Genomic DNA, 18324 nt, shown 5'->3' with positions numbered 1-18324 from the left:
CTCATCGTCAGGACTCCCAATCGAGCCGCCGGAACGCGGCGGCGACGGCCCCTTCGTCCAAGCCGGCCTCTTTGGCGGCGGCCATGCCTTCGACGAGCGTCGCGAAGCTGCGCGCGGCCTGGCCAACGTCGAAAGCCTGGCTTGGCGTCATGCAATCAATCTGAACGCTCGCGCCGGTCTTTTCGGAAACTTGTTCGGAAACCAATTCGCACATTGGTTGAAGCACCCATTGCCCGAGATGCCGTTGGAATTCTCGAACCAAAGGGCCGGTCGTCGCCTTGTCGAAAGCCGCAGGCAAAACGCCGAAAACAGTGTAGATCGCATGGCGCGCGGCTTCGAGCGTTTCAACCGTCATGGCGCCGCGAAGATCGGGCGTGAGCCCAGCGGGCCGCCAATCGATCGCCGGCACTGGCCCGCCCGCCGCAGATACGGCGACCGATTCTCGCAAGAGCACTTTGCCGCGCTTCCCGCTGAAGGATCGGCCGAGCGCCGTCAAATCGACTTCGGCTTGCTCCGGCATGGGACAGACTTGGGAGCCCAGGGGCGCGGTTTCATAGATTTCTGCAATGGCGCTTTCGACGGCTTGAAGCAATCCAGCGCTTATCGAAGCTCTGCGCAATGGCGCCTGCCCGGCCCATGGCGCGCTCACGTCGCTTCCGATGCGGACGTGAATGACTTCGGCCGCGAGCGCCGTGACCTGCATCCCGCCGCCGGCTTCCGATATGCTGATGCGATAGGCGCGGGGCTTGCCGTCGACCGTCCTAACGTCCCAGTCGCTCGCGTGCACAAGGCCATCGTCGCGCAGCAAGCCGACATACTCGCCACGAAGCGCAAGAGCGCGCGCGATCACGCCCATGCTGGAGCGCGTGAGCAAATCGGTCCCCTCGACCTTCGCGAGCACGAATCCGTTTTCCCATAGACTGATGCAGGATTGCGCCGCGCTCGTCAGTTCAGCGAGGCCGCTTCGCCCGCTGATATATGCCTCGCGCGCGGCCATCAATTCAGCCGTGAAACCCGACATGGCGGAGCGCTTTTCGATCGTCTGTTTCTGCCAGGGCCAGCGCCACGCCATCAAGCAGCCCTCCGAAATTTCCGCAATAGATCACTCGCGCCCGAATCCTGCATCGCCTTCGCCGTCCATGCGTCGCCGCGATAGGCGATGGAAACTGATCCAGCCGTCACAGATGCGACGCCCGGCTTGGGCGAAGATGCGAGCATGTAAGCGGAAAGGCGCTTGAAGGCTTCCAGCACGATGGCCGGCGCAGTCCCGCCGCCGACAGTTCCCGTGAACCGATACAGCGCGCATCCTGGCAGGTCGTATCCGCCGAGCGGCGACGGCGGGATGGTGGCTGCCTCCCATGCAGAGCCGTTCCACCATTCCGTGGTCGAGATTGTCGCCGGCGCCAAAGGCGGAACCCAATGGCCCGGACCTTCGGCGACCCATTCAATCGTGCGCGGCGTCCAGCGATACGCGATATAGCTTTCGCATCGCTGCCACACGACAGCGGCGTTTGAAGGCTCCGGCGAAATGCCGCTCGCTGGATATGAAGCCGGCGCGCCTTCGATTTCTCGCAACGTCTCTGCCATTATCGCCACCTTGTTGCGCTGAATTGGCGCGGCTTCGCGGGAACAACAAGATTGCTTTCGGTCAGCGACCAATTGCGCTCTTCTACTGTCGCTTCGCTTTCCGGGTAAGCCGGGCGAACAACGATGCTCAACTCGAACAAGATCACAGCGAAAAGCGAGCGTATTAGCGCATTGCCGAGTGAAGGGGCTTCTTCCTCGACAACTTCCGCATTCGGAACAACGTCTGGCGGCGGAACGCGAAAGCCGGGGCTTACGCCCGTCGCCATGCCGGACAAGATCAGCGCGAACAGGTCCAGTGCAAAACTTGTCGACGCAATCTCCGGCCGAATGTTGGCGCGGAAAGTCAGCGCCTCGCGCGTGTCATTGAACGCGAGCGAGCCATCGCTTTTGCGCGCCAGCGGCTTCGCGAAGTCGTGGCCACTTAGCAAATGAATGTCCGGCGCGCTTGGATCGTTCAACGAATAGTCGAACGCGCCAGGCATGAATTGTTCTTTGCGCGGCCGGCCGTTCTTCCCGCCAGCGGAAAGCGTTGCCTTCCGCTTATACGGGAAGCGCCCCTTGATCGTGCGCGCGCCATTGCGTGACGCGCGCACCTCAAGATCAGCGACTTCGAAAGCGCCGAACAGCATTTATTCAACCGTCAGCGCGGTCAACAGGTGAAGCTGCGCGGAGCGAAGAATATTCACGTCGAAAGTCGCCAAAGCGGTCAATCGCAACATGCCCGCCTGCGCGTCCGAATACGGATCGCGGATCATGTCGATGCCGCCCCAAGCGCCGATCACAAACGGCGCGACGCCGCCCGCATTCGTCGTGAGCAAGGCAACGGAAGTGTCAGGAGCTCCCACCGTGAGCGTCGCGAGCGTCGACAGGACATTGTTGCCGGCCGAGAAATTCTTGACGTGCAAGTCCCACTGGCTGACGGCGGTATTCGTCACCAACTGGCCATCCATGTAGGACCAGGTTTGAGGATGCATTAACACCCGCACGTCGCCCGGACCATTCGCGGCATTGGCGCCGATGAACGTCGCCGCAACGGCTCGAAATGCGGCGGCGCTCGCAGCGGCGCTAACCGCCGTTGTGCCATATGCGTAAGTCGCCTGCCCGGCGATGACGCCCAACGGAACGCCGGCAGCGCCCGCGCCATTGAACACGGCGCTATCGAGCACCGTCTGCATCGTGCCGCTGATATCGCGTCGCACGGCTTGTTCAAGCGCGTCGCCGCTCTGCTTCATGGACTGGCGCGTCAGTTTGACCTGGATGCCGAGATTTTGTTCGGGCGAAAGCGTGCGCTCAGTCGTCGCGAAAACCGTTGGCCCGGCGACGTTGCTGGTTTCGTTCGCCGCCCAGCCGGCCGTCACACTTGAAGTCGTGAGCGGAATTTCGACAAGGCCGGAGTCGATCGCAATCATCTGTCCGCCCATGCGAGCGGCGACGCTATCCGGGAACAGCCTGTCAATTACAGGGCGAACCTGTTTCGGATCGAAAATGCCCGAGGCGACAGTTTCGCCTGCGCGACGTTCGAGCGCGCCCCACGGAACCGGGATTCCTCGATAGCCGCCCTTGGCGCGCATCTCGGTCACGATTTCCGCCGTCTGGCCGTTAAGCGCGCGGCCTTCGTCAAGCGCAAGAGCAACCTGGCGCAGTTCGAACTTGCTCACCAAGTCGGCGCATTCACGATCGCCGCGCGTCTCCAAGTCTTTGCCGGCCTCGCGACGCTCGTTGTCTTCGGCGATCAAAGAGGCGCGGTAGCGCGTCTCGTTGGTGCGGTATTCCGCGTCCATCGTTTCCATTGAACGAATTTCGTCTTCGCTCGCATCGCTCTTGCCGACAAGGCCCGCAAGCGCCTGTCGAATTTCCGACTGACGCCGAGAGATTTTAACCGATTCCAACATCACCCGTTCCTTTCTGAAGATCGCGCACCAAGTCTTTCCAAGCACGTCGCGCGGGAGAAATGTTTTCTTCCCAACCTACCTCGATGCGCGTTTTTCTCGCGTGGCAGGCGACGCATAGACACTGAAGATTGCTCAACTCGAACGCCAATTCGGGATGCGTCCGCACCGGCTTCACATGATCCACTTCAAGATCACCGCGCGCGCTGCATTCGACGCATTTGAAGCTGTCGCGGCGCTTCGCCGCCATGCGCAACGCAGGCCAGCGCTTATCGCGAAACACCCGCGCGCCGTGGCGCTGATACTCCTTGCGAGCTACACCCATAAGGCTTGCCTCGCTTGCTTCACCGGCCGCGAGGTCATGCGTGCGCCTTCGCCAACCGCGATAATAGTCGCTGCAACCGCGTCAATGCGCCCAAGGCTGCGCCCCTTGGCTAGCTTCATGTTCGCGGCCGGATCGCGCAAAACAACTGCATCGCTAAAACCGCTGCGCAAGAGCAAAGACGGTTCCGCTTTCACCTCGCCGTCGAGGACTTTCCGCTTGAACAAACTGAGATCAGTGTTTCCGTCGAGGAATCCAAAACCTCGCCAGATAACAGGACAACGAAGCCCGGATGCGTCGATAGCGTCCGCCAGTTCCGCACGCTTGAACCTGTCCGCGACGATGCAGGCGACTTTCTCGCCGTCGACATGGCGCGCGACTTCCGCCAGCCATTGCTTCACTGGCACAGTTTGCGCGCCCATCGTCACAAGCTCGCCACGCTTCTGCATCTCGACATAGCGATCTTTCACGCCGTCGCTTTCGCCACGCGCGAGCAATGAAGGCTTTGAGGGAAGAGCCGCCCAACATTCGAGGCGATGCGTCTGCGGCCAGTAATAGGACGCGGCGCTCATGGACGCCGAGCCCCCCAGATCGACGCCGATGACGCACGGACCCTCGCGCGCGGGGAGGTCCGTCACCTCGCATGAAAGCCATTCGTCGACCGTCAAAACAACGTCGCGGTTTTCGTCTGAAACACGCTGATTAAGATTGTAGAGGCGGAAGGCCGTCGCCTCGCTCCCACCGCGTTCCTGCGCTCTTCTACCTTGTGCAAGCAACCATTCGAGCGAGGAACCAATACCAGCGAGCGCGCCCGGATTAGCCGCTTTGATGGCTTCTATATCGTCCAGCGCGCAGCCATCCGGCGCGCGAAACTCAAGCCTAAAAACGCCGGACTGATCTTCGTCCAGCCATTTCGAAAAGGGATGCACGTCATTCGCCGCCGACGTGCTGATTATCAGCGCCCGGCCATTGCGCTTGCCGAGAGCCGAAGTCAGCGCATGTTCCAAATCGTCGCCTTGCGGGACCGGCCAATGGCCGCGCTCATCCATCACGCAAAGCGTCGGCGCCAGACCCAGCGCGTTCCTGCCCTCGGCCGCGATCGCCATGATCTTGTGGCCGCCGCCGTCGCCTGTGTATTCGATTTCCATCCGCGGCGAGCGCCGAAAGATCAATTCCGACTGCACCTCTTCGGGAAGGCTGCGACAAAACCCGATAGCGAATTGATGCAGGATGCCCGCCTGCGCCTGTGTCCGCGCCGCCAGGACGATTTCTCGCCGGGGCTGTCTATCGCCCGCTTCGCCAAGCAACGAGGCCAAAGCTATCGAAGCCGAAAGTGCCGACTTCGCATTGCCGCGCCCGACTGAGAGGACCCCGACTTGAACCCCCGGCGCCAAGGCCCCGCGAATGAAATCCTTCTGGAAGCCCGCCAGCTTCAGCCGCTGGCCAGCCCGGGGCCCTTCCGGGATCAAAAGCTTTTCAATGAAGGCGATCGCCGAAGCTGCAGCGCCCTTCTTACGCGCGCCGCCGAAGGAAGACCCCGCCCCCTCGTTTACTCCCCCACCAAAGTCGCTACGGGGGCTCCGGTTTGGCTTTGGCGTCATGCGCGCCCCACCAAATCCCAGGTGGCGAGCGCGGGATCGTGGCGGACGCCGGCAATGAGAAAGGTTTGGCCGCCAACGGTCAGCGCGTCCCCGAGCACGGGCGTCGTGGCGAGCGAAGTGGCGATGATGATGACGCGCACGTCACTCTCTTGCACGAGCCCTTGCGCGATCCACGAGGCGTCGAAGGCGTCGAGCCAGCCGAGACACTGGTAATCGACGGGCGCGGTTATGGGCGGGTCCCACGGGTTCGGGCCGGGTCCGATCTCTTCCTCGCGCGTCAGCGTCACGTCGATCGCCACGTCGCCAAGCGCCGCCGCGATGTCCGATGCAAGGCCGCCGTCGAGCAATCCCATTGTGGTATTATAATACCGTGCGTGCCTGCCCGCAAGGATGGCCGATCGCACCCGATTTCGAGCCGCCCGCTATTTTTGCCTTCAGAATGGCCTCAAACGAAGCTCGCGCCCTACCTGGTATACTATATGTGTAGCGTGTGCCCTACTATGGGGTTGGCGAAATGGCCCAATACAGTAGGGCAGGCCCTACTATGGAAAATCCATAGTAGCGTATACCCTACTGGATAGTAGGGCAGGCCCTCCTATGCGTAGGGCAGGCCCTACTATGGAAGCCGCCCTTCAAGCGCCCTTCGCGGGAAGACTGACGACGTTATCGGCCGCCAGTTTCGGCCGTTTGTATTCATGCGTCGGCCCCTCGCCGGTCACGTCATTGGGACGATGCGTCAGCCGATATTCGGCGGCGAGCCGTCGCTGCGAGAACGATGACGCCTTCACGCGACGAAGGAATCCGGCGTTCTCAAGTTCGAGAAGAGCGGCGGCGGCAGTCGTATAATGGCAGCCAATCCTCTCGCCGAGTGCCCGTGATGACACGGCGATGAAACCGTTGTTCGAGCCGGCGTAAAGAGCGCAGACGCTCACCCAGGCTTTGGCGGCCGTTCCCGACAGCCCCCGCCAGGCGTCCGTCTCTATGAGGGCGAGAGGCACCGCGACGAAGCGCCCCTCGTAGTTGCGGCGCCTGCGCTCATGCTTCATGGCCGTCATCCGGCTCTCGGCCGTCATGCTCGGCGTCTTCGCTGTCGTCTTCCAGCGGGTCGCTTTCCTCGGCGGGATCGTCGTCTTCCAGCGGGGCGTCGTCTTCCACCTCCGCGTCGCCGTCGAGAGCGTCGATCAGTTCGAGCAGCGCGTCGACGGCATCCGAAAGCCGGTCGACGAAGCCTTTCAGGTCTGTCATCGGCGCCCCCTGCCGCGCCAGGCGCGCTCTTCGAGCAAATCGTCGCTCGTTGGCCGGTAATCTTCGCCGCGCGCGATTCGTGCGCGCGCCTCTGCGTCGCGCAGCCGGGCGGCTTCGACCCGCGGCAAGAGGGGCTCTTTGATGGCGGATTCGCTTGCGGTCCGCTGCGCCGAAATGCTAAAAACGCGTTCGCTGTCTAGCATTTCCGTTTCAACGCCGCTTCCGATGCCAGTCGGGGCGGCGTTTTTGCGTCTGTCGCTCATTCCGCCACCCTCCGCGCCCGTCCATCGGCGATGCGCGCCTCGATCCACGCGATAACATCGGCGCGGCGGAACGCTATGCGGCGCTCGCCGAGCGGGACTGGTTCGGGGAAACGCCCTTCGCGGCGGTATCTGTGAATCGCCGTGCGGCTAAGGCTCGTGAGCTTCGCGGCTCCGGCCACGCTAATCAGGATGGGGGTTTCGGTGTCGGTCATCGCCACTCCTCGTTACGGAATGGCTCGGCATGATATTCATGGCGCGCGCCGCGTCTCGCGACAAATCCATCCTCACGAATTTGTCGCGGTGCGCCGTCTCATGCGTCCAAGGAATTTCGCGATAGCGGCTTGCTCGACTTTTCCGAAGCCCCCCTTTTCAAGAAGTCGGGAGATGAACCGTGTGACAGGCCCGTCTTTGGAATGGCCGGCGTTTAGATCAATTTGCCGATAGAATTTCCAAGCCGCCAACGCCGGTCTATGCCACTTCGGATGCTTGCCCCGCGACCAGCCGCGTCTATCAACGAGCGTCGGCGCGGCTTCGATCCATTGTGTGAGCGAATCGGCCCAGGGCCTGAAATCCTCTGGATCGTAACCTTCGGGCGGATTGCGATAAGCGTCCGCGATCTTCGGAAGCGTGCGCCGCAACTCGTCTATTGCGCGCTGCGCTCGCACTCTGTTGGGCGACCATTTCGGGGCGCTGTCGACGCGAAGCGCGGAAATCAGCGCATTGATGCTGCTCTCGCGAAGACTGACAGTATTCCGCAAGTCTTCGTCCAGACATTCGAAGACCATCTTATGCGTGATGTCAGCCATCGCTATGCCGCCGTCGCACAGAATTCGCCCCATGCGGCCATCAGCGCCCGCCGCTTATCGAGCGCGTCGCCCCGGCGGTATGCGCGCTCCACTGCGTTGCCGACGCTGTGGGCGAGCGCTGCTTCGGCAACCTCGCGCGGGAACGTCGTCTTGTCGCCGGCCCAATCTCGGAACGCCGAGCGCATCCCGTGAAGCGTCGCCGCCTTGTCGGGCGACGCGAGGCGAAGCGCCTTCGTCATCGCGGTGTCGCTAATCGGTCGACCGTCGACGCCGCCTCCGAAAATGAGGTCGGACGTCGCGCGCTGGCGCATGGCCTCGACAATTGCCAGCGCGCGGTCGGACAGCGGCACGACATGCGTCTTGCCAGATTTCATCCTCTCGGCTGGAACCGTCCACGTGCGGGCTTCCCTGTCGATTTCTGAGAACGTAGCCCCGCGCGCCTCTCCGCTGCGCGCGCACGTCAGCGCGAGAAATTCGACGCAGCGCGCCGCAACGCCGCCCGACTGGCGTAGCGCCGCCATCATTTCCGGGACTGCGGCATAGGCGAGCGCGGGATGGTGACCGCGCTGTAGTTTGCGGCGGGCCGGCATCACCTTGTCGAGGAGCCCCTTCCAGCGGGCCGGATTGGCCGCCACGCGCCATTCGTGGGCGATCGCGTAATCAATCACGGCTTGAATGCGCGAGCGAAGCCTGTCGGCCGTCTCCGGCCGTTCCTGCCAGTGCGGGAGGATGCAAGCCTTGACGTCGCCCAAAGCGATATCGGCGACCGCGAGGTCATGCAGCGGCTTCGCATATTCGCGCAGGGTCATTTCCCATTGTTGCCGATGCTTCTCATTGGTCCATTCGCCCGCCTTCGCGGCAAGAAGCTCGTCCATGCAATGCTTGAAGGTTATGACGCGGGGCGGCTTACGCTCCGCAGTGGGATCGAAGCCGCGCGCCAGCTTGTCACGAATCGCGTCGGCCTTTTCGCGCGCCAGCGCCAGCGATACGGGCGCCGTTCCCTGCCCATAGCCGCCCAAGCCAAGTTCTGTGCGCGTCTTGCCGCGCCGATAGATAAAAACGAATTGCCGGGAGCCGCCGTCGCGCACGCGCAGGAAAAGCCCGTCGCCGTCGGAATAGATACCCGGCTTATCGAGGCGTTTGATCGCCGTTTCGGACAGCTTCCGCCTGGCCAATTTCGCGTCCTGTTGTCATAACCGCGAAACGCACCATATCGTCCATACCGTAAATATCAATAGCTTATCTACAGTATGGACAGCAAAAACGGCGGAACGTCGGACACCCCTTCCGCCAACTTGTAACTATAAGTTACTGGATTTTATTGCTAATCTGAATTTACCCCCGCGACGGTATCACTCTGAGTATTACATTGCGACGGCGCTTGAGCTGATTTCACCCTTTGAGGCGATGCGACGGACAGCATGATGCTGTTACTTCAACAATGACGCCTTGACCCCGATGCGCGCAGCGCTGGAAATCAGAATGGTCTGCGGCCTCGCCGAGAGGATGAGACCCCGTTGCCCTTGCCCAATAGCTCCATGGCATCCTCGGCAATTTCTTCAGGCTCGTTCTGCCCGTCGCCTTCCCCGGCGACAGCAAGCACAGCCCGCATCAGCGCAGTTCCGTCGAGGCTTATCCCGCGATCGGCGGCCATTCTATTGGCGGCCCGGAAGGCCTCGTCGATCAAATCCTGATGCATACGGGCTCCTTCCTGACTGCAGATCGCCTTAGTCAAATAAGGCGCTACGAGCCGAATTGAACCGACAATAGGGCGGCTAATTTGAATTTCCGTCATCCAAATTCCATAGCCGATCCAGCAGGATTTTCAGATCGGCGTGGCAGCGTTCGATATGCTCTCGAATGACGACTCGGTCATCATGCGTCAGAGTATCCAGCCTGATGTTGAACCACTCGCGCCGGATAGTCTCACGCAGCGATTCTATTCCTCGTATCAGCTTCTCAGCTTCGGTCATCGTATTGGTCCGTGCGGCGCTCGGCCTGCCACGCTTGCCTCGGCGCTACTTGGCCGGCGTCGCCTCTCTAACGACTCCTGTCAACTACTTGTCCGCGGTTCAGAGCCGCGGGCTTTTTATGGTTCATCCGCTGGCTTCGAGCCTCGCCCGTCGTCAGCTTTCCGCGCCTCTTCGATCAGGCGCGCAAGCTGCTTCTTTAGGACGGAACCTTGGATCTGACGCCCGTCGTATCCTTCGCGGTCAAGGCGTGCGACGATATCGCCGACCCTTCTGCAATCTCCGGAGCGAGCAAGTTCGAACGCTCGCTCAATTGTTGTCTTGTCGGCATCCATGGCAGTTATGGCTACCTAGCGCCGTTGTATGGGCGTCGATCGGTCATGGCATGCTCGCCCTTTGTTGCGGTTGGGCTATCCTGCACCCCGTAGCTGCTACTGCCGCACGACGAGCACGGAGCACTTTGCGTGGTGTACGATGGCGCCGGCGTTGGAGCCAATGAGAAACCGATCCATTCCTGGCCGGTGGGAGCCTACGACGACGACTTCGGCGCCCCACTCCTCGGCCTCCGCCAGAACCTTTTGATAGACGGGACCGAACAGCACAACGGTCGAGATTCGGCCTGTCGGATGATCGATGCTAGCCGCTAGGGCCGCGATCTCCTTCTCAAGGCCTTGCCGAATATCCTTTTCGAAATTTCCCTTGACGTAGTCGAGGAAGGCGATGGGAATCAGCGTCTGCACATTGACCAGCCTGAGTTCGCTATTGAAAGCCTTGGCGAGCGCCCCAGCCTTGTCGATTGCTTGCATGGTCATCTGAGATTCGGTGAGATCGATCGCAGCAAGAATCTTTTTGAACATCTTCGCCTCCTTGGCTCACCCTTTTAGGAAGTAAGATGCGGAGCTTTAGTGCCGAGGCAACGGTCTCTTACGCACATCTTTGCAAGCATCGTGCTCTCGGCCGTTCGAAGGCGGTCCAGGAACATTGCACAGGGTCATGCGTTTACGGTGTGAATGGCGCCGCTGGCCTTTGCCTTTGATGCGAGGCGTCCGATCCGTCTCAAAGAGCGTGAGAAGGAGCGTTGCTGGAAGGTGGCGGGCGGCGTCCTACGCATAGGAGAGCGCAATGGCGACTGCAGCCTCAAATCCGAAAATCAACCTGATATCGAGCCAGCACATCGATGGCGCGGCCGTTTACGATAAGAGTGGCAAGGAAATCGGCAAGATCGACCATTTCATGATTGATATGGAATCGGGCCGCGTTCTTTACGCGGTCGTCGAATTTTGCGGCTACATGTGCCTGCATCCCGGCCATCATCCATTGCCTTGGACATCGCTGAAATACGACAGAGACTGTCGTGGATACTTCGCGGATGTCACCCAGGACTTGGTCGAGCGCGCGCCGGACTACACGGACGAAAGCTGGATGGATCGTGAGTGGGAGACGCGCGTGCATCAGCATTATAGCGCTCGGCCTTATTGGCAAGAAATCGGCGGGCAGCAATAATTGGCGGGACGGCGCCTCTCACAGAGACCATCGTTAGCCACCTTGCGCACGGCCGTGAGAGCCGCGGGCTTTTTTCAGCCTCACGCCAGGCGCATCGCCATTCGTGAATTTGACGCCGGCGGCCTCAAGCGCGGCGCGGATGGCGGCCAGCTCCGGTGCGAGGACCGCTCGGCGATTTGTGCTGAAGACATCGACCATCTCACGAAAAAGCCCGGCCATCGCTGACCGGGCTCGGAGGCGTCTTATGCTGCGCAATTTGATCAGCGAACGATAAAATGGTCCTTGACCTCACTGAAGACATCCACGGAAAGAATCTTCTTCGTTGCGAGGTCGTCCACGCTCTTGAAGGGACGCCCCTTCACGATCGCCTCGGCGAGGTGCTTGTTGAGACCGTTAACCATCGTAAGCTGGTCGAGAGTGGCGGAATTGAGGTCGAGCCGCTGCGACTCGGTTGCCGTTTTCGCGATAGGCGCCTGGGCAACGCTCGGCGCGACAGGCTTCATTGCGGACGTCGTCTCGGCCAGAGCGGCCGCGGAAACGATCAAAGCAGCGGCAAGAAGAGCAATGCGGGTCATGGATGAACTCCTGGGCTTGGCCCGTGTCGAGACCTCGTCTCGATCCACGCCCGCAATGTCACCCAGAGCGGCTGAACCGTTGCTGAGGGCGCCGTTCATTGCTCATTTAACGAAAGTAGAATTTGGGAAGCGCCCAGCAAAAGTTGCGAAGCCCGTGAATTTGACCGCACGGTCCACAGGGGAGCGCCCGCGGGCTTCGTCTTTATCGACCTGCCGAAGACCCGGCGTTTCGTTTGCCGGAATGCGGCGCTAGGGAGGTTCAGGTCCTGCCGGATTGACCGTAGTATCGGACAAGCGATTGTTAGCGCGACGCTTGGGTGCGCAGGCTGCGCATGTGAATAACAAGGCTCTCCAATGCAATGCAGTAGACGGTCATTGTTTAGTGTTCTCGCCTGTCTGCTGTTCGCTGATTTTTTAGCGGGCGCCGCGCTAGCGCAGCAGCTCGAAACATCAAAAATCGGCGCTTGGGAAACGCAGTGCTCACCGTCGACGAATAACGTCAAGGTATGCGCGTTGGTCCAAAAAGCGGTGTCCGAGGAACAGCCGAATGTCGGATTGATGGTTGCTGTCCGAAAAGCGGCTGGCATGCCCAATGGAGTGATTCAAGTTTTCGCGCCGCTGGGAACTTTCTTGTTGGAAGGCGTGGGAATCAAAGTCGACGAGACTGAATTCCCGAAGCTACCATTCTTCAGATGCACTCAGATTACCTGTGCTACTGAAGGCGCTATCGGCAACGACCTGATGAGCAAGATGCTCAGCGGCAAAAACTTGCTAATAACGATCTACTTTAACCCCGGTGAGGGGCTTCGCCACATATTCGCTCTTGATGGCTTCAAAGACGGCTACAATGCGCTGCGAGAGTGAAAGTCGAAGGCATGTGCGGTCGCTTCACTCAGCATCTGTGCCGCCGTATCGGGCGCACCGCAAGCGTCAACCCGACGTCGACCGGACGCCCCGCATTCGGTCCGGGGGCAGTAGACGCAGCACCGCGGCGATCTACCTTTTCAGCGTAGACTTGAAATTACGGGAGGAAAAAATGAGCAGGAGTTTGAAGACCGCTTTGTTCGTGGCTCTTTGCGGAGCGTTTTTCGTTGCAGCGACTACGTCAGTTTCGGCGGGACCAATGCGTCCCTCGCTCCCGCCGGAAGATTTTGGGTCGACGTCTTTCGTCCAGAAGGCCGGCAGAATTAGGCCAGGCGCAGCAGTCCACCCACCTGAGGGCAAGCGGTGCATAAAATGGACTCGGCGTTTTAGCTCGACCCACGGCTTGGGCCAGCGCCGCTGCGTGCACTGGAAATAGCGATAGTCGACTCGGGGACGACCATCGCCGGTCGCGCCAGCGATTGGATGCCGCGCTTTCGCTCGAATGCCGGTGATCCTAGATTGGCGCGACGCTGGCGCTTGGATGGCGGGCAACAATCCGCATTTTTCATTGCTGCGCGCGCCGCCCGAGGACGCCTTGCAGGAATGGATTGTCTCGCCGCAGGTAAACCGCTCTGGCGTCTGCGACGCCGATCCGGCGTTGGTTGCGCCGGGGTAAAGCGCGAGACCGATTTTTCAATGAAATTGTGGAACGAAACCGCCGCGCATCGGTTAGCGCTTTTGGCGGGCTGCGAAAAACACGAGGGGCGGGACGTGATGAAAGAACTACGGCCAGATGAATGGCGAGGCGTGCTTGCGCGTGAGTTTCAGGAGCAATCCGCTAACGCCACGCTCCAGATCGGCAAGCAGCTTCAATTTAAGCTCGCCAAGATTACGGTCGAGCCGTTGCCCGGTGAGCTTCAGCTGTTGTTGGGCGAATTAGAAGCTAAGACTTCACGCAGTCAGCTAGACTGAGGCCTGATCGTCAATGGTCGCGTCGAACGTAGCCGACATAAAAGCAGCTCGTCATAATGGCGTAGATTGCTTCGTCCGTATCTACCTGATCGGACATGATCGAAGCCGACCCATCCTCGCAACCGCTGCAGTCAAAAATCAGATAGCCGTCTGAGTCTCGATCTGCGGCGAATGGCGTGAAGATGTAGTCGCGAGCCGTCTTGCCCAAGCTCTGGTCCAGAAAGCGCGCCGCGCAGGCGGCCAGGCCCGCGGTATCATCGTCAAACTGGTCGACGATCGCGGCCCAATTTCGCGCATGCGGCCCGAGAGCCGACGTGTCGCCGGAAACTCGATTGCTCGTTCGGTCGACGAGAACAAGGCGCTTCATCGCGCGCGTCTCCAGAAATCCCCGCCGGCAGAAAGTTAGCCTTTAGGGCGGCCGGGCGCCAGCTCAAATTATCGCGGGCTCAGTGGCTACGCTTGTGTCATAATCGTCGCCGCCCGATACGTTACGATTAGCAGGATAATCAGGCGGACGACATGGCGAAAAAGCACCTAGCCGACTACATGCAAGAACAACTTGCAGGCGCTCGCCGGAATCTGGCGTTGTCCGCAATCGACTTCTCGATCCCCGACGAAAAAATCCTCGAACTCCGAGAGTCGGTTCGCCGTGAAGCCGCAGACGTTCAACGCCTCAAAAAGAAAAAGGGCTTTCTGGGGTTCTTGGGGCTCTGATAGTAGCAGCGACGAGCGCCGCGGGCCGCCGCTATCTTCCCCGGATGCAGGCAACCCGCCCCTCTAACGATCGCCGATCTTCGCGCTGAGCACGTCGCTGGGGCTTGGAGTTTCCAATACGCCACGGCTCCGTTACGGCTTGGCCTTGTCGAAAGCTTCAAGCGGGGGCATGCTGATATTTGATACAACGGCCACACGGCGAATGCCCGCTTAGATGGGGCAAGGGCGCACACAGAGGCCGGCTTCGATTCAAGAGTACGAGCTTCGGGAGGAACTCCATGGAATCGAATGAAACGGCTGCGCTCGAACAGCACCGCGAATTTACCGAAGTCGTAGGCCTGTTCGATTCGCTTGATAAGCTGCAGTCCGCCATTGACTATTTGATGATTCACGGGTTCGACAGATCCGAAATCAGCCTGCTCACCGAAGACGCGAGGACGCGCGAAAAGATTGGATCGAAACGCTCGGTCGAAATCGAGGACAGCGATGAAGCTCCTCGCATCTCCTACATCGAAGCCGAGTCGCTTAATGAAGGCAAAGCTGCGCTCATCGGCCTGCTCTTCTATGTCGGCGCCACTGCTGGCGCGATCGCCGTTTGGACCATCTACGGCAGTTTCGCCGAGGCGATCTTTGCGGGCATTGGCGCTGGCATGGCCGCCAGCGTGATTGGCCTGGGCGTCGGCGCATTCATTCGACGTCGTCAGCGCAATTGGGTGCAGGCGCAATTAGCGCGCGGCGGTCTGTTGCTGTGGGCGCGAACCCGGACCGAAGAACACGAACGCGCCGCCATGTCTGCCATGCAGAACAATGGAGGCCACGACGTGCATGTTCATAGGCTGGCGGCATAGGCCTGACGATCCAGACTGAACGCTGTCAGATAATGTTCTGAGCAAAGATCGGCCGGCGCAGAGCCAAACCTACCCTGCGTCGACCTAATTGCTGATTAGAAGAAAAGCCCTAGGCAACCGCCCGCCAAACCGCCCACCACCGCAGCAGCGATTGTGTTCGAAAGACCGCCGAGAGCTGCATAGGCCAGACCGCCGATGATTACGGCGCCGATTCCAGCGAATAAATACGTGCTAGAGGTGACTTCGAGTTCTCTTGCCATGGGCGTTCCTCCTGCTCCGTCCCAGGAGCCGCACTTTGTTTCTATGCGCTTTTGCGGGACGTGCGTCATTTAGACGCAGTCGGATGCTAGCATTGCCACTCGCAGGAGTCCAACGTAACCGAGAGCGACCTGCTTGCTACGGCGACGAAACAAAAAAACGCCCCGCCGTTACATCCACGGTCGGGGCGTCCTGGCGCCGGCAAAGAGGAGATCAAAACCGGCGAAGTGTAGAAAGCTTAATCCGTCACACCTTACGCCGCAAATCCTCGAGCATGATCCTTGCGCCGATCCTTCGCCGCAGCCCAGCCCGTTTTCAGGCATTGCCCGAATGTCCAGCCGAGCCCGAGGCGCTTGCCGTCTCGGGCTCGCTTGTGAGCGTCCCTCAGGATCGCGGCGCGGTCAAAGGTCACGGTTTCAGCCTTCGCCGCAGATAGTCCGACTTGCAGGCGCAACGCTCGGCGCTCTCGACGATGCGGCGAGACATTCGCGTCGCCACGCCCTCGTATGTGTCCGTGACGCGCGCGAGCCTAAGGAAGAGCCGGGCGAGCTTGATCCGCCACGTTATCGCAATGATGGTGCGAAGCGGCAGACGGTGAAGCCGCGCCTTGACGTTGCTGAGGTCAGTCATCGACGCGCATCCAGACAGGCCAGCGTCGTCGCCGCGACCATCGCATGCTCGTTAACGCAACGGAGGAAGCCAATTTCCAGCCCGCCAATTTGGCGTCGCCCCGCCATGTCGCGCACGATGCTATTTAGGAGAGTGGCGTTGCCGTTCGTGGGATATCGACCGATGAAGGATAGATACTCGCCCGCGAGCGCGCGGCCGGTTTCGCAGTCTCGAGAGTAGCTCCCCGAGGGCTTCACGGCCCAATAGTTTATGCCTGTTCCCCTTGGTTTCCGCCGCTTCATAAAGGACAGCACGTCAGCATGGCGGGGGACCTTGCCGCGCCGACGATCGCGCGCGTCCGAAAACTTGATTATGTTGCTCATGACCGCGCCTCCTGGTCCAGCACCGCGATTGCATTGCGGATGGCGTCGCCCACTACGTCACCGAGGTAAAGGTCATTGACCACGTCATCTTCGTCGAGAAAGTCAGCGAGGTGACGGAGCAGCCGCAAGGCGCCCGCGTGCGTCGTCGGGGCTGTCTCGTAGAATGCGCGCTCAGTTGCGCCGGCTACTTGGCTCGCTTCCATGTCTGCGTCTTCCGCCTCTTCGAGGCGCATCCACATTTTTTGATATTCGCTTGGTGGGCCTTCGAGCTCGGCCAGACCCGCCTCATAGTCCTCATCGGAGCAAAGCCCCATCTCACGCCAAGTTTCCAATCGTCGAGCGGTGAGAATTTCCCTCGGGTCTAGGCCGGCCGCTTTAATCGCTGCCGCGGTATCGCCCCGCAAATCATCAGCAGCTTCCATGATCAAGTCTTTGGCCACCTTCGCGCGTTCGTATTCGGTGAAGGCCGCAAAGATCGGGTCGGCTTCCGCGACGACGCCAGCAATGGCAGGAAGCCCGGCGACGGGCGCAGCGGCAAGGCCGGCGAGCATGGCCCGCCGCGATGGTATAAGAGATTGTTTAGCCATGATGCGAAACCTCTATCCTTCGCGTTGTGGTAGGCCGGGGGAGGCGAGATCAGCACCTCACCCGGCCGCTTTATCAGGCGGGGGACCGCCCGATTTCTGAAACTTGAGAACATTGTCGGCGGAGCGTGGCTCGCAATGCGCAGCCCATTGCTCCATTAATAGGCGCCGTTGCTCCAGAACGTCCGTCCGGCGATAGGCGCGCTCGACGCTTGTGCCGACGACATGGCCCATCGCCTCTTCAACGACGGCGTGAGGAAAGCGCGCAACCTCTTCGCACCACGTCCGAAAGGCTGCCCGGAAACCGTGCGGAACGATCGCCTTGCCGTCGCTCGCGGGATCAATCCATTTTGTCTCGCCGCTATTCATCCGCTTGAGCAGGACCAGCATCGCCATATTGCTCAACGGCTTGCCGGTCGCGCTCGGGAACACGAAGCGCGACACCCGAACGGCCTCAAGGTCCTTCAGTATCTCGACTGCGCGAGGCGCAAGCGGAATGCGGAACGGCTCTTTGCGGTGTTTCTTGTCCTTCAGCTTCGAGGGCGGAATCGTCCAGACGCGCGCGTCCAAATCGAACTCGCGCCATTCGGCACTGAGCGCCGTCCCTGTCCGCACATTCGTCAGGATCAGAAATTCGAGCAGCCGAGAGGCGATGGCGTCTCGTTGACGAAGCGCCGCGGTGAAGGCCGCCATTTGCTCATAAGGCAAGGACGGATGACGGCCGCGCGATAACTGCGTCGGAGCGCTGAACCCGAGCGCTTTAAGATCGTCCCACCGGGCCGGATTGTCGATCGAAAGGCCGTGCTGGTCACGAAGCACGATGCGGGCGCTTTCGAAAACGCGCCGGATGGCGGGATAGAGCTTGCGGGCGACCTCCGGCTTGTTGCGCCAGACCGGCTTGAGGACCGCCGCCACGTCACTCGTCGTAATCTCATTGACCGGCCTTGCCAGCAGCGGCCCGCAATAGGCCGGCCCGAGGTGGCGTTCCCACTGATAGGCGACCTTGGCGTTGCTCGTCCTGGCCTGCGCCTCTGCGATCACATCTTTAGCAATATCGGCAAAGGTAGGGATCGGCCGCGACGCCTTCCGGGCTTCTTCCCGCGCGGCCAGAGGGTCAACGCCCTGCGCGATTTTGGTCCGGGCGGAGAGCGCCGCCATCCGCGCCGCGGCAAGCGATGTTTCGGGATAGGGACCGAGGCCCATATCCCGACGCCTTCCGTCCATCTGATAGCGCAGAACCCATTTCCGGCCGCCGGCAGGCGAGACGACGAGATAGAGGCCGTCGCCGTCGGCATGCTTGCCCGGCCCTACGCTCCGCGCCGTCCTGTCCG

General features: G+C 60.8%; 30 protein-coding genes. 7 read left to right on the top strand and 23 right to left on the bottom strand.

Annotation, left to right across the window (positions count from 1 at the left end; genetic code table 11):
* Positions 1-7: 7 nt before the first annotated feature.
* From IYW40_RS11650 to IYW40_RS11575, 16 genes are all read right to left on the bottom strand, one after another.
* Complete coding sequence (locus tag IYW40_RS11650; RefSeq protein ID WP_196400575.1) at positions 8-1072, bottom strand: hypothetical protein; 1065 nt, start codon at positions 1070-1072, stop codon at positions 8-10.
* Positions 1072-1587, bottom strand: coding sequence for a hypothetical protein (locus tag IYW40_RS11645; protein ID WP_196400574.1), 516 nt, complete (start codon positions 1585-1587; stop codon positions 1072-1074). Before IYW40_RS11645 ends, IYW40_RS11650 begins: the two co-directional genes overlap by 1 nt.
* Positions 1587-2216 carry an HK97 family phage prohead protease gene (locus IYW40_RS11640; protein ID WP_196400573.1) on the bottom strand — a complete coding sequence of 210 codons (630 nt, stop codon included), beginning with the start codon at positions 2214-2216 and terminating at the stop codon, positions 1587-1589. Before IYW40_RS11640 ends, IYW40_RS11645 begins: the two co-directional genes overlap by 1 nt.
* The gene (locus tag IYW40_RS11635; protein WP_196400572.1) at positions 2217-3479 is read right to left on the bottom strand and encodes a phage major capsid protein; all 1263 of its coding nucleotides are present in this window, start codon (positions 3477-3479) and stop codon (positions 2217-2219) included.
* Positions 3463-3759, bottom strand: coding sequence for an HNH endonuclease (locus tag IYW40_RS11630; RefSeq protein ID WP_210327258.1), 297 nt, complete (start codon positions 3757-3759; stop codon positions 3463-3465). Before IYW40_RS11630 ends, IYW40_RS11635 begins: the two co-directional genes overlap by 17 nt.
* Positions 3760-3791: 32 nt before the next feature.
* A complete protein-coding gene (locus IYW40_RS11625; RefSeq protein WP_196400570.1) occupies positions 3792-5399 on the bottom strand; it encodes a terminase TerL endonuclease subunit in 1608 nt (535 codons plus the stop codon).
* Positions 5396-5752, bottom strand: a complete 357-nt coding sequence (locus tag IYW40_RS11620) for a hypothetical protein (protein WP_196400569.1) — start codon at positions 5750-5752, stop codon at positions 5396-5398. The genes IYW40_RS11625 and IYW40_RS11620 overlap by 4 nt, the downstream gene beginning before the upstream one ends.
* 279 nt (positions 5753-6031) lie before the next feature.
* Positions 6032-6454, bottom strand: coding sequence for a hypothetical protein (locus tag IYW40_RS11615; RefSeq protein WP_196400568.1), 423 nt, complete (start codon positions 6452-6454; stop codon positions 6032-6034).
* Complete coding sequence (locus IYW40_RS11610; RefSeq protein ID WP_196400567.1) at positions 6435-6644, bottom strand: hypothetical protein; 210 nt, start codon at positions 6642-6644, stop codon at positions 6435-6437. The genes IYW40_RS11615 and IYW40_RS11610 overlap by 20 nt, the downstream gene beginning before the upstream one ends.
* Positions 6641-6907, bottom strand: coding sequence for a hypothetical protein (locus IYW40_RS11605; protein ID WP_196400566.1), 267 nt, complete (start codon positions 6905-6907; stop codon positions 6641-6643). Before IYW40_RS11605 ends, IYW40_RS11610 begins: the two co-directional genes overlap by 4 nt.
* Positions 6904-7119 carry an AlpA family phage regulatory protein gene (locus IYW40_RS11600; RefSeq protein WP_196400565.1) on the bottom strand — a complete coding sequence of 72 codons (216 nt, stop codon included), beginning with the start codon at positions 7117-7119 and terminating at the stop codon, positions 6904-6906. Before IYW40_RS11600 ends, IYW40_RS11605 begins: the two co-directional genes overlap by 4 nt.
* Positions 7120-7191: 72 nt before the next feature.
* The gene (locus IYW40_RS11595; protein WP_196400564.1) at positions 7192-7713 is read right to left on the bottom strand and encodes a hypothetical protein; all 522 of its coding nucleotides are present in this window, start codon (positions 7711-7713) and stop codon (positions 7192-7194) included.
* A 2-nt stretch (positions 7714-7715) separates the two neighbouring features.
* Complete coding sequence (locus IYW40_RS11590; RefSeq protein WP_196400563.1) at positions 7716-8888, bottom strand: integrase arm-type DNA-binding domain-containing protein; 1173 nt, start codon at positions 8886-8888, stop codon at positions 7716-7718.
* A 302-nt stretch (positions 8889-9190) separates the two neighbouring features.
* A complete protein-coding gene (locus IYW40_RS11585) occupies positions 9191-9412 on the bottom strand; it encodes a hypothetical protein (RefSeq protein ID WP_196400562.1) in 222 nt (73 codons plus the stop codon).
* A 76-nt stretch (positions 9413-9488) separates the two neighbouring features.
* Entirely contained in the window at positions 9489-9686 is a 198-nt protein-coding gene (locus IYW40_RS11580) for a hypothetical protein (RefSeq protein WP_175092920.1), read from the bottom strand.
* 428 nt (positions 9687-10114) lie between these two features.
* Positions 10115-10540, bottom strand: a complete 426-nt coding sequence (locus IYW40_RS11575) for a universal stress protein (protein ID WP_196400561.1) — start codon at positions 10538-10540, stop codon at positions 10115-10117.
* A 265-nt stretch (positions 10541-10805) separates the two neighbouring features.
* Here IYW40_RS11575 and IYW40_RS11570 point away from each other — a divergent pair, with 265 nt between their 5' ends.
* Both IYW40_RS11570 and IYW40_RS11565 read left to right on the top strand, forming a co-directional pair.
* Positions 10806-11186, top strand: a complete 381-nt coding sequence (locus IYW40_RS11570) for a PRC-barrel domain-containing protein (RefSeq protein ID WP_196400560.1) — start codon at positions 10806-10808, stop codon at positions 11184-11186.
* A 54-nt stretch (positions 11187-11240) separates the two neighbouring features.
* Entirely contained in the window at positions 11241-11411 is a 171-nt protein-coding gene (locus IYW40_RS11565; protein ID WP_196400559.1) for a hypothetical protein, read from the top strand.
* Positions 11412-11446: 35 nt separating this feature from the next.
* Here IYW40_RS11565 and IYW40_RS11560 read toward each other — a convergent pair whose 3' ends face one another.
* Positions 11447-11860, bottom strand: coding sequence for a helix-hairpin-helix domain-containing protein (locus IYW40_RS11560; protein WP_196400558.1), 414 nt, complete (start codon positions 11858-11860; stop codon positions 11447-11449).
* A gap of 276 nt (positions 11861-12136) precedes the next feature.
* Between IYW40_RS11560 and IYW40_RS11555 the strand changes: the two genes are divergently transcribed.
* The 3 genes from IYW40_RS11555 to IYW40_RS11550 all read left to right on the top strand — a co-directional run bounded on the left by IYW40_RS11555 (position 12137) and on the right by IYW40_RS11550 (position 13597).
* On the top strand, positions 12137-12625 hold the full coding sequence (locus IYW40_RS11555) for an invasion associated locus B family protein (protein ID WP_196400557.1): 489 nt from the start codon (positions 12137-12139) through the stop codon (positions 12623-12625).
* Positions 12626-13166: 541 nt separating this feature from the next.
* Positions 13167-13301 (top strand): hypothetical protein, encoded by a 135-nt coding sequence (locus tag IYW40_RS22110; RefSeq protein ID WP_281432877.1) that lies wholly within the window; start codon positions 13167-13169, stop codon positions 13299-13301.
* Between the two features lie 20 nt (positions 13302-13321).
* Positions 13322-13597 carry a hypothetical protein gene (locus IYW40_RS11550; protein ID WP_196400556.1) on the top strand — a complete coding sequence of 92 codons (276 nt, stop codon included), beginning with the start codon at positions 13322-13324 and terminating at the stop codon, positions 13595-13597.
* A gap of 10 nt (positions 13598-13607) precedes the next feature.
* Here the strand turns inward: IYW40_RS11550 and IYW40_RS11545 are convergent, their stop codons facing one another.
* Positions 13608-13964, bottom strand: a complete 357-nt coding sequence (locus IYW40_RS11545) for a hypothetical protein (RefSeq protein ID WP_196400555.1) — start codon at positions 13962-13964, stop codon at positions 13608-13610.
* A 152-nt stretch (positions 13965-14116) separates the two neighbouring features.
* Between IYW40_RS11545 and IYW40_RS11540 the strand changes: the two genes are divergently transcribed.
* On the top strand, positions 14117-14311 hold the full coding sequence (locus IYW40_RS11540; RefSeq protein WP_196400554.1) for a hypothetical protein: 195 nt from the start codon (positions 14117-14119) through the stop codon (positions 14309-14311).
* 278 nt (positions 14312-14589) lie between these two features.
* Positions 14590-15159, top strand: a complete 570-nt coding sequence (locus IYW40_RS11535) for a hypothetical protein (RefSeq protein WP_196400553.1) — start codon at positions 14590-14592, stop codon at positions 15157-15159.
* 95 nt (positions 15160-15254) lie between these two features.
* On the opposite strand, the gene IYW40_RS11530 is transcribed toward IYW40_RS11535, so the two are convergent.
* The 5 genes from IYW40_RS11530 to IYW40_RS11510 all read right to left on the bottom strand — a co-directional run.
* Positions 15255-15419, bottom strand: a complete 165-nt coding sequence (locus tag IYW40_RS11530) for a hypothetical protein (RefSeq protein ID WP_196392331.1) — start codon at positions 15417-15419, stop codon at positions 15255-15257.
* A 406-nt stretch (positions 15420-15825) separates the two neighbouring features.
* Complete coding sequence (locus tag IYW40_RS11525) at positions 15826-16047, bottom strand: hypothetical protein (RefSeq protein WP_196400552.1); 222 nt, start codon at positions 16045-16047, stop codon at positions 15826-15828.
* The gene (locus IYW40_RS11520) at positions 16044-16409 is read right to left on the bottom strand and encodes a hypothetical protein (protein ID WP_196400551.1); all 366 of its coding nucleotides are present in this window, start codon (positions 16407-16409) and stop codon (positions 16044-16046) included. Before IYW40_RS11520 ends, IYW40_RS11525 begins: the two co-directional genes overlap by 4 nt.
* Positions 16406-16960 (bottom strand): hypothetical protein, encoded by a 555-nt coding sequence (locus tag IYW40_RS11515; RefSeq protein WP_196400550.1) that lies wholly within the window; start codon positions 16958-16960, stop codon positions 16406-16408. The genes IYW40_RS11520 and IYW40_RS11515 overlap by 4 nt, the downstream gene beginning before the upstream one ends.
* Positions 16961-17053: 93 nt before the next feature.
* Positions 17054-18324: site-specific integrase (locus IYW40_RS11510; protein WP_196400549.1), on the bottom strand; the 1271-nt coding region annotated here is incomplete at its 5' end.

The organism is Methylocystis sp. H4A (genome assembly GCF_015709545.1).
Taxonomy (GTDB): domain Bacteria; phylum Pseudomonadota; class Alphaproteobacteria; order Rhizobiales; family Beijerinckiaceae; genus Methylocystis; species Methylocystis silviterrae.
Note: the sequence above shows the minus strand (reverse complement) of the source record. Positions and strands in the feature narration are given on the sequence as shown.